Source organism: Rhodanobacter sp. Soil772 (genome assembly GCF_001428385.1).
Taxonomy (GTDB): domain Bacteria; phylum Pseudomonadota; class Gammaproteobacteria; order Xanthomonadales; family Rhodanobacteraceae; genus Rhodanobacter.
Genome location: NZ_LMSK01000001.1, coordinates 1,038,202 through 1,051,184 on the forward strand (window position 1 = coordinate 1,038,202; position 12,983 = coordinate 1,051,184).

General features: G+C 65.4%; 9 protein-coding genes. 5 read left to right on the forward strand and 4 right to left on the reverse strand.

Annotated elements, in window-relative coordinates; translation table 11 throughout:
- The first annotated feature begins 61 nt into the window (after positions 1-61).
- Together ASG75_RS04940 and metG are read left to right on the forward strand one after the other, a co-directional pair.
- Positions 62-526: a DUF2147 domain-containing protein gene (locus ASG75_RS04940; protein ID WP_056386247.1), complete on the forward strand. Its 465-nt coding sequence runs from the start codon at positions 62-64 to the stop codon at positions 524-526.
- 272 nt (positions 527-798) lie between these two features.
- Positions 799-2,901, forward strand: a complete 2,103-nt coding sequence (gene metG / locus ASG75_RS04945) for a methionine--tRNA ligase (protein ID WP_056386249.1) — start codon at positions 799-801, stop codon at positions 2,899-2,901.
- A gap of 49 nt (positions 2,902-2,950) precedes the next feature.
- On the opposite strand, the gene ASG75_RS04950 is transcribed toward metG, so the two are convergent.
- Positions 2,951-3,241 carry a hypothetical protein gene (locus ASG75_RS04950; RefSeq protein WP_056386251.1) on the reverse strand — a complete coding sequence of 97 codons (291 nt, stop codon included), beginning with the start codon at positions 3,239-3,241 and terminating at the stop codon, positions 2,951-2,953.
- A gap of 72 nt (positions 3,242-3,313) precedes the next feature.
- On the opposite strand from ASG75_RS04950, the gene ASG75_RS04955 reads away from it, so the two are divergent.
- Positions 3,314-3,934: an RnfABCDGE type electron transport complex subunit B gene (locus ASG75_RS04955; RefSeq protein ID WP_056386253.1), complete on the forward strand. Its 621-nt coding sequence runs from the start codon at positions 3,314-3,316 to the stop codon at positions 3,932-3,934.
- Complete coding sequence (nth, locus tag ASG75_RS04960; protein ID WP_056386255.1) at positions 3,931-4,569, forward strand: endonuclease III; 639 nt, start codon at positions 3,931-3,933, stop codon at positions 4,567-4,569. The genes ASG75_RS04955 and nth overlap by 4 nt, the downstream gene beginning before the upstream one ends.
- Before the next feature lie 6 nt (positions 4,570-4,575).
- On the opposite strand, the gene ASG75_RS04965 is transcribed toward nth, so the two are convergent.
- Genes ASG75_RS04965 through ASG75_RS04975 form a run of 3 tightly spaced genes read right to left on the reverse strand, consistent with a single transcriptional unit; the run spans position 4,576 to position 6,513 of the window.
- Positions 4,576-5,184, reverse strand: coding sequence for a class I SAM-dependent methyltransferase (locus ASG75_RS04965; RefSeq protein ID WP_056386256.1), 609 nt, complete (start codon positions 5,182-5,184; stop codon positions 4,576-4,578).
- A gap of 43 nt (positions 5,185-5,227) precedes the next feature.
- Positions 5,228-6,151: a sensor domain-containing protein gene (locus ASG75_RS04970; RefSeq protein WP_056386258.1), complete on the reverse strand. Its 924-nt coding sequence runs from the start codon at positions 6,149-6,151 to the stop codon at positions 5,228-5,230.
- On the reverse strand, positions 6,151-6,513 hold the full coding sequence (locus ASG75_RS04975; protein WP_056387036.1) for a PadR family transcriptional regulator: 363 nt from the start codon (positions 6,511-6,513) through the stop codon (positions 6,151-6,153). Before ASG75_RS04975 ends, ASG75_RS04970 begins: the two co-directional genes overlap by 1 nt.
- An 835-nt stretch (positions 6,514-7,348) precedes the next feature.
- Here ASG75_RS04975 and ASG75_RS04980 point away from each other — a divergent pair.
- A complete protein-coding gene (locus ASG75_RS04980) occupies positions 7,349-12,922 on the forward strand; it encodes a hypothetical protein (RefSeq protein WP_056386260.1) in 5,574 nt (1,857 codons plus the stop codon).
- Positions 12,923-12,983: the final 61 nt, after the last annotated feature.

Consider the following 12,983-nt stretch of genomic DNA (forward strand, 5'->3'; position numbering starts at 1 on the left):
GACGCTCCCGCCAAACCTCGCCAGTCTCACATCCATACGCACTCGTACGGGAGGACCATCCATGAAGCATGCTTTCCGCCTCACCCTCGCCGCCGGCCTGCTGCTCGCCGCCGGTACCGCGCTGGCCGCCAACGACACCCCGGCCGGCACCTGGAAAACCATCGACGACGCCACCCATCAGCCGAAGTCGATCGTCGAGATCACCGAGCACAACGGCGAGTTTCAGGCCAAGATCGTGCAACTGCTGAACCGCACGCCGGAAGACGTGGCCCGCGACGGCGAGCACCCGGTCTGCACCAAATGCGACGGCGAACGCAAGAATCAGCCGATCGTGGGCATGACCATCATGTGGGGCGTCAGCAAGGACGATGACGTGTGGGACGGCGGCAGGATCCTCGACCCGAAGAACGGCAAGGTCTACAAGGTGAAGCTCTCCCTCAAGGACGGCGGCCAGAAGCTCGACGTGCACGGCTACATCGGCTTCGCCCTGCTCGGCCGTTCGCAGATCTGGGAACGGCAGAACTGATCTACCCTCACCGCGTCTGACCGAACGCCCCGCACCGCCCGCCGGTCCGGGGCGTTTTCGTGCCTGGCGCGGCGCCCCGCCTGCCACGAAAAAACGACGTGCGACACACCGGCACGCTCATGCCTCTGCCAGCCCGGCCGAAGCCGCGTCAGCAGCAACAAGCCGAATGAAGCTTCGCATCCGTCATGCGGCCCGGCCGGAAGCCTTGCCCCCGCGGGCGGGGCCGGCAAACAGGCATGGCATAATGCGCAGTCATCACCGGAATACGCCTCATGAGTCGTCGCCTGCTCGTCACCAACGCCTTGCCCTATGCCAATGGCCCGCTGCACATGGGCCATCTGCTGGGCTACATCCAGGCGGACATCTGGGTGCGCGCGCAGCGGATGAGCGGCAACAAGGTGGTCTACGTCTGCGCCGACGACGCGCACGGCACGCCGATCATGCTGGCCGCAGAGAAGGCCGGCATGACGCCCGAGGCCTTCATCGCCGGCATCCGCGAGGGCCACGAGGCGGATTTCGCCGCGTTCGGCGTGGCGTTCGACCAGTACCACACCACCCATTCGGAAGAGAACCGCGAGCTCGCGACGCTGATCTACACGCGCCTGCGCGACGCCGGCTACATCGCCAGGCGCAGCATCCAGCAGTTGTTCGATCCGGAAAAGCAGATGTTCCTGCCGGACCGCTACATCAAGGGCGTCTGCCCGAATTGCGGCACGCCGGACCAGTACGGCGACAACTGCGAACACTGCGGCGCCACCTACGCGCCGACCGACCTGATCAACCCGTACTCGGTGATGTCCGGCGCCACGCCGGTGCTGCGCGACTCGGAGCACTACTTCTTCGAACTGGGCAAGTTCGAGGGACTGTTGCGCGACTGGTTCGCCGGCAAGCTCACCCATGGCAAGCCGGTGGCGAACAGCGGCGTGGCGGCGAAGCTGCGCGAGTGGCTGGACAGCGGCCTGAAGGACTGGGACATCTCGCGCGACGCGCCCTACTTCGGCTTCCCGATCCCCGACGCGCCGGGCAAGTTCTTCTACGTGTGGCTGGACGCGCCGGTCGGCTACCTGGCCAGCTTCAAGGCGCTGTGCGACCGCACCCGCCTGAAGTTCGACGATTTCCTCGCCCCTGGCAGCACGACCGAGATGCACCACTTCATCGGCAAGGACATCATCAACTTCCACGGCCTGTTCTGGCCGGCGATGCTGCACGGCGCCGGCTTCCGCACGCCGACCGCGCTGCACGTCAACGGCTACCTCACGGTGAACGGCGCGAAGATGTCCAAGTCGCGCGGCACCTTCATCCAGGCGCGCACTTACCTGGACGCCGGCCTGCATCCGGGATTCCTGCGCTACTACTTCGCCAGCATGCTCAGCGCCGCGCCGGTCGACGTGGATCTCGACCTCAAGGCGTTCGAGGAGCGCGTCAACTCGCACCTGGTCGGCAAGTGGGTGAACATCGCCAGCCGCACCGCCGGCTTCGTGCACAAATATTTCGGCGGCCGCCTGGCGCCGCAGTTCTGCGCGGAAGAGACCGCGTTGTGGAACACCCTGCTGGAACACTACGACGGCATCGCCGCGCTGTACGACAGCGGCGACTTCGCCGAGGTCACCCGCCGCTTCGTGCTGATGGCCGACCTGGTCAACGGCCACATCGCCGCCAAGGCGCCATGGAGCATGGCCAAGGACGAAAGCCGCCGCGATGAACTGCACCAGGTGTGCTCGTTCGCGCTGACCGCGTTCCGCCTGCTGGCCGGCATGCTCAAGCCGATCCTGCCGATTACCGTGGCTGCGGCCGAACAGTTCCTGGCCGCACCGATCGCCGACTTCGACGACGCCCGCGCCGCGCTGCGCAACCACGCCATCCATGCCTTCGAGCCGTTGCTCGGCCGCATCGATCCCAAGCGCATCGAGGCCATGGTCGAGGCCTCGAAGGATTCGCTGGGCGGCCCGGCCGAAGCCCCCGCCGCCCCGAAAAAGAAGAAAGCCATGAACGACACCGCCAAGCCCGCCGCCGCGATTATCGAGCCGGCCCCGGCCACGCCCGCCACCATCGGCATCGACGACTTCGCCCGGCTCGACCTGCGCATCGGCAAGGTCACCGCCTGCGAACTCGTGGACGGTTCCGACAAGCTGCTGCGCTTCGAACTGGACGCCGGCGCGCTGGGCACGCGGCAGATCTTCTCCGGTATCCGCGCCGCCTACGCCGAGCCGGAGAAACTGGTGGGCCGCAACGTGGTGTTCATCGCCAACCTGGCCCCGCGCAAGATGCGCTTCGGCCTGTCCGAAGGCATGATCCTCTCGGCCGGCGACGGCGGCAGCGACCTGTTCCTGCTCGACGCCGACCAAGGCGCGCAGCCCGGCGCCACCGTGCGCTGAATCAACAGCGTCGTAGAGCGGGCACTGCCCGCCCTGCGAAGCGGAACCGCTACTGCCTCGTATACGTCACGAAGAAACCGACCAGGTCGCCGTTCTCGTTGTACGGTGCCATGTCCACGTAGCGGTAGCCGCGTGCCGCGTATTCGGCATGCGACTTGGTGAGCTGGTTCGCCATATGCTTCTTGCGGAAGCCGAGCGTGGCGTCGACGAACACCGTTACCGTGTCGCCGGAGACACCGGCCGTCTCGGCCTGCGCCGGACCGGCGTGGGCAACCAGGATCGAGCCGCCGGCACCGAGCACGGCAGCCAGCAACAGCGAGGCGAGAAACGACGATTTCATGGCAGCACTCCAACAGGCGACGATCAATTGCGGGACAATGAGCGCTGATTATCGCCCGCCCAGCATCCACGCATGAGTGATCCCATCACCGTTCTGGCCGACCGCATCGACGCCGTGCTGCCGCAGACGCAGTGCGAGCAATGCGGTTACCACGGTTGCCGGCCGTATGCGGAGGCGATCGCGCGCGGCGAGGCGGAAATCAACCAGTGCCCGCCCGGCGGCGCGGCCGGCATCGAAAAGCTCGCCGCACTGCTGCAGCAACCGGTGCTGCCGCTGGATCCCGAACATGGTGTGGCAAAGTCGCGCATGCTGGCGCGCATCATCGAGGCCGACTGCATCGGCTGCACCAAATGCATCCAGGCCTGTCCGGTCGACGCGATCGTGGGCGCGTCCAAGCTGATGCACACCGTGCTCGCCGACGATTGCACCGGCTGCGAACTGTGCGTGCCGGCCTGCCCGGTCGACTGCATCGTGCTCGAACCGATGTCGCCCGCGCAGATCGACATGGCGCACGCCGACGCGGCGCGCACGCACTTCCAGCGCCGCGAAGCGCGCCTGCAACGCCAACGCGACGAACGCGAGGCCGAACTGGCCGCGCGCAAGGCCGCGGTGGATACCTCCGCCGACCCGGTCAATCCCGTACTGGCCGCGCTGGCCCGCGCAAGGGCGAAACAGCAGGAACCGAAACCGTGAAGCGTGCCGACGTGATCGAACTGTTCTCGCGCCTGCGCGAACTCGACCCGCATCCCACCACCGAACTCGTCTACAGCACGCCATTCGAGCTGCTGGTCGCGGTAGTGCTGTCGGCACAGGCCACCGACGTGGGCGTCAACAAAGCCACGAAAAAACTCTATCCGGTGGCGAACACGCCGCAGGCGATCCTCGACCTCGGCGAGGACAGCCTGAAGCGCTACATCAGCACGATCGGGCTGTTCAACGCGAAGGCGAAGAACGTCATCGCGCTGTGCCGACTGCTGATCGAAAAACACGGCGGCGAAGTGCCGCGCACGCGCGAGGCGCTGGAAGCGCTGCCCGGCGTGGGCCGCAAGACTGCCAACGTGGTTTTGAATACAGCTTTCAATGAGCCGACCATCGCGGTCGACACGCACATCTTTCGCGTCGCCAACCGCACCGGGCTCGCGCCGGGCAAGGACGTGCGTGCGGTCGAGGACAAGCTGGAGAAGACGATCCCGGCCGAGTTCAAGCACGACGCCCACCACTGGCTGATCCTGCACGGCCGCTACGTGTGCAAGGCGCGCAAACCGGATTGCCCGCACTGCGTGATCCGTGATCTGTGCCGCTACAAGCACAAGACCGTGGCCGACTGAATCCGATCAGGCCGGCAACTGCGCCCGTTCCAGCGCCGCGATGTGGCGTTCCAGCCGCGGCCCCAGATAGCAATGCGAGCCGCACGGCAGCAAGCCCACCTTGCCGAACTCACGCAGGTACCAGGCCGGCGCGCGCGAGACGAAGCCGTGGTGGTCGCCGGCCACGTCGTCGCGGCTGGTGAACACCTCCAGGAACGCCACGCCTTCGAGCATCTCGCCGATGCCCTGCAGCCCGGCACGGATCTCCGCCGGCTTCAGGTAATGCAGCACGTCGGTGCACACGATCAGGTCAAAGCGTGTGTCGAAACGCAGCTGTTCCAGCTGGCCGAAACGCGCCAGGCCGATGTTGCGGCTGCGCCCGTAGCGCGCCACCACGTACTCGCTGGCATCCAGCCCGCGATACGCGATGTCCGGCCGCAACGCGCGCAGCGGCGCGCGCCAGGTCGCCTCACCGCAACCCACGTCGAGCACGTTGCCGATAGGCCGGCCGAGGTAATACTCGGCCTGCGCCACCACCATCGCCACCTTGCGCCGCAGTTCCGCCGGCGAACCGACCGCATGCCGCGGGTTGCGGTACCACTTGTCGAAATAGGCGCGGTCGTAAGTTTTGGGCATCGGCAGTCAGTCCGGCAAAGGCTGCATGGTAACCGGGCGACCTTCAATCCGCCGCGCGCGGCACCAGCATGTGCTTGGCGATATGCCCGTGCAGGCGGCCCAGGCCACGCGCCAGGTGCAGGGTGGCGAACAGCAGCACGATGCCGATCACGCACATCGCGATCGCGTCGCCCCAACCTGGCGCATGCGTACCGAAGCCCCAGTCCACGACGACCTGGTGGTTCACGTACAGTCCGGGCAACCAGTCGTTGCGGAACAGCATCGCCAGCGGCGCGCCGATGAAGGCCACCGACACGCTGAGCAAAGTCACGGCAAGCGTGAAGTACACGATGCCCAGCGGCAGCATCAGCCACATGTAGCAAAGAGTGGTCCAAGTGTGCACGTCGGTGAACATGCTGCCGATGCGCTTCATCAGGCTCATGCCCTGGGTCGGGTACACCGGCCGGCGCGGCATGCGCATGCCGAGCATCGCCTCCACGATGCGTCCTTCCACCAGCGACAACACGCGCACGCTGCCGAAGAACAGCACGATGAACGGCAGGCCGATGATCAGCACCGACAACCCCGCCGACAGCGACAACCCGGTCACCGCCCAGGTGAAGTAGAAGATGCCGGTGGCCAGCGACAGCAGCATGTAGAACAGCGCGCCATAGGTGCGCGAATCGGCGGCGACGCCGAAGAAGCGCCCGACCAGCGAACGACGTTTCGGCGGCGGCGGTGGACGCAGCGCGCGCTGGATCTTGATCTCCTGGTCGCGGTAGATCTCGGCCACCTCGTCCGGCGCGCCGTAGCTGCCGACGACGTGTTCCAGCATCTCCGCTTCACCGCGGCCGGGTTGCTCGGCCAGTTCAGCGCGCAAGTGTTCCTCCGCGTCGTACAGCGCGTCCTGGATCAGGGCCGGGTCGGCACCGCGCAGCGCGGCACGCAGTTGCTCAAGGTATTCGACGATGGTGCGTGGCGCGTTCATTACACCCCTCCTTGCAAGACGTTATCGACGGAATCGCGGGTGGCGTTCCAGGCGGCGATCCATTCGCGCAATACCTCGCGCCCCGGTTTGGTGATGCGGTAATAGCGGCGCGGCGGCCCGCTGACGGATGGCTCGACCTCGCTGGCGAGCAGGCTGGCGCCCTCCAGGTTGCGCAGCACCGGATACAACGCGCTCTGCTTGCCGGCCAGCACACCCTCGCCCACTTCTTCCAGCCGCTTGGCGATCTGGTAGCCGTACATCGGCTGGCGCGACTGCCCCAGCACCGCCAGCAGCACCAGCGACACGGTACCGCTGGAAAGCTCCTTCTGGAACTTCTTCAACTGGCTGACGCTGTCGTCCACTTTGCTCACCTGCACTACCGCTTGTAGTTGAGTGAACCATAGTGTGAACTTGATACTAGTGCATGGGCCTGAAGTAATGCCTTCGTCAGGCAGCACCCGTGGCTCATTCTCGCGTCAAGCTGATGACGCAGCAGGAATGACTGGCAAAGACCCGGACCATTCTCATAGACCCAAGTCCACCAAGAAGACTGCGGACGACGCGCGCATCACCGGCGCTCCATCCGTGGTGACACAGACTGCTGCCAGTTTCACGGACATCAACTTAGGTTTGATGATGAAGCCGGCAGCAGTCCAGTGTCCGGATGAGCTGCGCAGATCGGCTTGGAGCCGCTCACTGTTGGCTGTCTAGGCGAGCAACAATTCTTCGCAAGAATTTGCTGGTTGACGTAAGGCCACTCCCGGGAGAAAGTTCTCGTTCCAGTCCGTGTGCAATGCCGGAACCAAGGGGAAGGAAATGCGTAGTCGTTGGCGAGGGATCTGCCTGTTTTTTGTCGTGTGTGTTTTTTACAACGTCTCGGCGCACGCGCAATCGACCCCCGAGGCGGAATACAAGCAACTGATCCGGGTGAATGAAGACATTCAGCCACTGGGCGAGCACCCATTCGGCGAGAACATCAGTCTTTACGACGGCACCCTATCCTTTACCCAGACGGACATCAGCTTAGCGGGCACTGGCCCGCTGCTGCAGCTGGTCCGTCGGTTCGATGCTGAGGGTGATCGACCCAGCGGGCCATCGGGCGACCTCGTCTTTGGCGACTGGCACCTTGCGCTTCCCCACCTGGAAACCCTGACAGCGGGCATTCCTCCATCGGCGAGCGACCCTAACGGCACGCCGATGTGGAACTACAACGCGTATACCAATCTGCCGCAAAAGATCTACGGCTGGCAGATCGACAACTCCACGGCATCGGGCATCGATCTCAATGCACGGTGCAGCCACTTCGACGTGCCTCCCACGTTCGTCAGGCAACTGGGTGATCCCGCGCTTTCGCCGTGGGATCCCGAGGACTGGTGGAAGGGCTATCACCTCGTGATCCCTGGCGAATCAGGCCAGGACATGCTTTCCAACGTCGATGCCTCGACGAAAAGCAGCTATCCGGTGGTCACCAAGAGCCATTGGCGATTCAGCTGCCTTCCGACCACGTCGAATGGCCAACCCGGCGAGGCTTTCCTGGGTCAGGCACCCGACGGCACGTTGTATTGGTTCGATGAGTTGGTCTATCGCGGCGCACCGGGTATGACACGTCCACTCTATTACAGCGGGGCGAGCGTGGAGTCGCACTCTTCCGGCATGGTGGCTTTTGCGAACCGGTCCGTCGAAACGCTCATCAGCGTGTTGTCCGGTTCGACCATGGCGCATGCCGTAACAACTTCCGACGGCATCTCGCGGAGCTTGGGCCTGTTACTGGTCACCAAGGTCCAGGACCGATTTGGCAACACGCTCAACTACAGCTACGACACCAACGGATATCTCACGGGCATCACGGCGAGCGATGGTCGCGCGCTCAGCGTGACCTACGTGCCGAATACCCATCTGATCCAGAGCGTGACTTTGCAGCCATTGTCGGGTGCAGCCCGAACCTGGACTTATGCCTATAGTTCCTGGAGCGACGGCACCTCTCTCAATGCCGTCACCCTGCCCGATGGCACCCAATGGCGTTACAACCTGACGGGCTTCGATGCGGCGACCTTGTCTTCTGCCAATAGCTCCAGTTGCATCGCGCTGGCTGTCCCCGGCAACCTCGGTCCGACGACGGGCACGATCACCCACCCCTCGGGGTTGACGGGAACCTTCACGGTGATGCCGCTCAAGCACGGCCGCTCGTATGTTACGCGAGGATGCGTGGGGATGCAGAACAACGATCCGAGTACAGCGGGCAGCTACGCGCTGGTTCCCGACGCGTGGTACAGCTTGACGGCCACCCAGCTGACTACATCGGGCGCCGGTATCCCGAGCCAGACCTGGTCCTACAACTACTCGCCCGCCAACGACAGTTGGGCCGACTGCACGGGCAGCTGCCCCACGACGATCTGGAGCGATGTCGTGGCGCCGGATGGCAGCACCGTGCGGCATATTTTCAGCAATCGGTTTGGCATGACCGAGAGCCAGTTGCTGCGAACGGAGTACTACGCCGGAGCCGCGGGCTCGTCGACCTTGCTGCGCTCAGAAGACGACAGTTACGCCCCACCAACGACTGCGCCGCTGCCGGCGATTGCGGGCGTCAATCTTCAGAGCCTCCTCAACGCGGACCAGACGACCAAGTACTCGCCGCTCAACCAGCGCGTCATCACCCAGGATGGCGACACCTACACCTGGCAGGCGGAGGCGTTCGACCAGTACGCGCAGGTGACCCAGACCAAGCGCTTCAATTCGATCGCCGGGCAAAACCCGATCGAGGAGGCCACCACGTATCTCAACGATACCAGCCTGTGGGCACTGGGCCTGCCGCAACAGGTGACCAACCTCGCCACCGGCGAGGTCGAGAGCCTCAACACCTACAGCACCAGCAACGACACACTGCAGTCGCGCGCGCGCTTCGGCCAGACGCTGATGAACTACACGTTCAACAGCGCCGGCCAGCTGGCGAGCTTCACCGACAGCAACAGCCACACCACCAGCCTGAGCAACTACAAGCGCGGCATCCCGCAGACGATCGGCTATCCGGACGGCATCAGCGAGACCCTGGTCGTCGACGACTTCGGCCAGATCAGTGCCATCACCGATCAGGCGGGGCACACCACCAGCTACGGCTACGACAGCGTCGGCCGCATGACCGGCATCACCTATCCCGGCGGGGACGAGGAGGCCTGGCTGCCCAAGACCTTCAGCTACGACTTCGTCACCAGCGACGAGCGTGGCGTCCCCGCCAACCACTGGCGCCGCACCACGACCACCGGCAGTGCGGTGGGGGTGACTTACTTCGATGCGATGCTGCGCCCGGTGCTGACCGACAGCGACATCGGTGCCAATGTCCAGGTCAGCACACTGACCACCTACGATGCCAAAGGGCAGAAGACCTTCAGCGCCTATCCGAGTGCGACGGCACTGACCTTCACGCAGACGCCCGCCGCGGCCGGCATCAAAGGCGTGGCCACTACCTATGACGCGCTGGAGCGGGTGGTTCAGGTCCAGCAGGACTCCGAACTGGGGGTGCTGACCAGCAGCACCGCGTACCTGTCCGGTGCCCGGCAACAGGTGACCGACCCCAAGGGCAACGTCACCACCACCAGCTACCAGGTGTTCGACTCGCCCAGTGACGACGCACCGATCCAGGTGCAGGCCCCCACCGGCATTACTCAGAGCATTGCCCGCGACCTGTACGGCAACCCGCTCTCGATCACCCAGTCCGGTCTGTACAGCACCGAGAGCGACAGCGTCACCAAGACGCTGACCTACGACAGCTACCACCGCCTGTGCCGCACCACCGAGCCGGAGAGCGGCAGCGAGGTGATGGCCTACGACGCGGCCAACAACCTGGCGTGGAGTGCGCAAGGCCTGGCCATTACCGGCACCGGCTGTGGCCAAGAGCAAGTGGCTGCCGGGGCCCAGACCACGCGCACCTACGATGCGATGAACCGGGTGAAGACGCTCTTGCCGCCGGCGGGCACGCAGAGCACCACCTACGGCTACGATCCGGTCGGTCGGCTCACCAGCGCCGTATCCGGCATCAGCACGTGGAGCGGCACCTACAACTTCCGCGGCATGCTCACCGGCGAGAGCCTGCAGTTGACCGGGCAGAATGCCTGGGGCCTCGGCTACGCCCACGACGCCTACGGTAGCCTCACCCTGATCCATTACCCGGATGGCGAGAACGTCAGCTATGCCCCGGATGCGCTGGGTCGCCCGACCCAAGCAGGCAGCTATGCCACCGGCATCGGCTACTTCCCGAACGGACAGATCGCGCAGTTTGCCTACGCCAATGGCACCAGCTATGTCGCTGAGCAGAACGCGCGCCAGCTGCTGCGCAATTTCAGCTACGGCGTGAGCAGCACGATGCAGTTGAGCGAGGATCTGAGCTACGACGCCAACGGCAACATCACCGCGGTGGCCGACCTGACCGGCGGTCCGCGCAACAAGTCGTTCGGCTATGACGCTCTGAATCGGTTGGCCAGCGCCAATGCGGCCGGCCTGTGGGGCACCCAAGCCTATACCTACGACGCACTCAACAACCTGCGCACGCTGCAGACCGGCAGCCAGGTTTCCACCTACCACTACGACACCACCAACAAGCTGACCAGCATCAGCAGTGGCGCCACCACGCTGACCAGCTACCTCTATGACACCCGCGGCAACGTCACCGGCAAGAACGCGACCACGCTGGTGTTCGACCAGAAGAACCAGCTGACCCGGATCGCCGGTGGCGGCACGTACGCCTATGACGCGTCGGGGCGTCGGGTATCGAAGACGGTGGGTGGTGCCACCACCTACTATTTCTACAACCAGGCCGGGCAGCTGATGTACCAATGGGCACCCGGCAGTGCGCTGTCCACCAGCTTCGTCTACCTCGGCAGCAAGCTGATCGGTGACAACGAGACGATCATCCTGAGCGCGTCGGCCTCGGTGGGCTTCGACGCCAACCCGAACAACGGCAGCTACACGGTGAGCTGGGGCGCCGTGCCGGGGGCGACCAGCTACCTGCTGCAGGAAAGCGCCAACGGCGGCGGCTGGACCACGGCGTACAACGGCGCGGCCACCAGCGCGGTGCTGAGCGGCCGGGCTGGCGGCAGCTACGTCTACCGGGTCGAAGGGTGCATCGGCGCTACCTGCGGCGGCTGGACCACCTCGGCCACGCTGGGCGTGCGTCCGGCCCTGCCGACGGTCACCGTGCCCACGGGCACCATCAACGGCACCTATACGGTGAGCTGGACGACGCCGGCCAGCGCCACCGGCTACGACGTGCAGGAGCGGGTGAACGGCGGCGGCTGGACCACGATCGCCAGCAACACCGCAGCGACCGCGATCAGCCGCCCCGGGACCAGCAGCGGCAGCTACACCTACCAGGTCTCGGCCAACAACGCCTACGGCAGCCGCGGCTGGGCCGCCTCCGGGGCGGTGACGGTGGACACCACCTACGGGGTGGTGCCGACGGCGCCGGCCAGCCTGAGCGTGCCGGCCAGCAGCAGCACCGGCAGTGCCACGCTGAGCTGGAGCGCGTCCAGCCTCACCACGAGCTATACCCTCCAGCAGAGCAGCAACGGCGGCACCAGCTGGAGCGCGGCGTACACCGGCAGCGCCCCCAGTGCGGCCCTGACCGGGCTGGCCGATGGCAGCTACGTCTACCGCGTGCAAGCCTGCAACACCTACGGCTGCAGTGCCTGGACCGCCGGCAGCGCCACACTGGTGGTGACCCACCCACCGGCGACGGCACCCGGCCTTAGCGTGCCGGCCAGCAGCGCCAGCGGCAGCTACACGGTGAGCTGGGGCGGCGTGAGCGGAGCGACCAGCTACACCCTGCAAGAGCAGGTCAACGGCGGCGCCTGGACCACGGTGCAGGCCAACAGCCTGACCAGTTGGAGTACCAGCGGCCACGGCAATGGCACCTACGGCTACCGAGTACAGGCCTGCAACGTGGGCGGTTGCGGGCCGTGGAGCACCACCGGCAGCACCACGGTGCTGCTGCCGCCGGCTGCGCCGGCCAGCATCAGCGTGCCGGCCACCAGCAGCGGCAGCATCGCGGTGAGCTGGGTGGCCAGCGCCACGGCGACCAGCTATACGCTGCAGCAGCGTCTCGGAACGGGCAGCTGGGGCACTGTCTACACCGGCGCGGCCACCAACAGCACACGCACGGTCACCACCAGCGGCAGCTACACCTACCAGGTGCAGGCGTGCAACGCGGGCGGCTGCAGTGCATACAAGGCCAGCAGCACAGTGGCGGTGACGATTCCGCCGGCCAGCGCGCCGAGCCTGAGCGTGCCGTCGAGCAGCAGCAACGGCAGCTACACGGTGAGCTGGGGCGCGGTCACCGCGGCGACCAGCTACACCCTGCAGGAGCAGGTCAACGGCGGCGCCTGGGCCACGGTGCAGGCCAACGGTAATACGAGCTGGAGCATCAGCGGCAAGAGCAACGGCACCTACGGCTACCATGCGCAGGCGTGCAATGCGGGCGGCTGCGGGCCATGGAGTGGCGTCGGCAGCGTCAGTGTCGCCCTCGTGCCGGCACCACCCGCCAATCCAACTGTCACCGATACTGTCGCGGGCAAGATCGAGACGTATGGCGGTAGCTGGAGCGCAGTCAGCAATGCAACACGTTATGAAGTGTTGCGCGTGCAGACGTCGTCAACCATCTACAGCGGAACAGGCTTGTCCACTCCATTGGAAAGTGGCTCTGTTGGTTTCGAGCCGCAATACAGCTACAACCTCAGGGCCTGTAACGACGCAGGGTGTTCGGCGTGGGAGCGCTTGTTTTGAAGCCGGCACCGCATCCCGTGACACGGGCGCCACAGTGGTTCAGTAGGCTTGCCTCCAGAAA